1 protein-coding gene is annotated in these 451 nt (G+C 73.8%); it reads left to right on the top strand.

The genetic code is table 11. From position 1 onward, the window contains the following. Positions 1–18: 18 nt before the first annotated feature. A partial coding sequence (locus ACLWS4_RS37465; protein WP_416876496.1) for a PH domain-containing protein occupies positions 19–451 on the top strand: 433 nt, incomplete at its 3' end.

Here is a 451-nt window from a genome sequence, read left to right as displayed (position 1 = left end):
TCGGGCACAATCGGCAGCATGACGACCCCGGAGTCCCAGCCCCCCTCGCCGCAGCCGGAGCCGCAGGTGCCCGCGCCCAAGGACCGCGTCTACCGCTCGCCCGCGGGCATCGCCGGTGGCGTCCTGCTGCTCGCCCTCGCCCTGTGGCTCGGCATCGACGCCGTGGTCGCGGGCGAGGGGCGTACACCGTGGACGGCGGCCGCGGCGCTGCTCTTCCTGGTCCCGCTGATCGCCGCGTACACGGTGCGGCCCGCCGTCTTCGCCGGCGACGACCGGATGCGGGTGCGCAATCCCTTCCGCCTGATCGTGCTGCCCTGGGCGCAGGTCGAGTCGTTCCGCTCCGCGTACTCCAACGAGGTCTTCAGCGAGGGCGGCGACAAGTACCAGCTGTGGGCCCTTCCCGTATCGCTGCGCGGGCGCAAGAAGGCGGCGCGGCAGGAGTCCCGGCGGG

Origin of the sequence: Kitasatospora sp. SC0581 (assembly GCF_048159585.1) — a bacterium.
GTDB lineage: Bacteria > Actinomycetota > Actinomycetes > Streptomycetales > Streptomycetaceae > Kitasatospora.
Note: the sequence above shows the minus strand (reverse complement) of the source record. Positions and strands in the feature narration are given on the sequence as shown.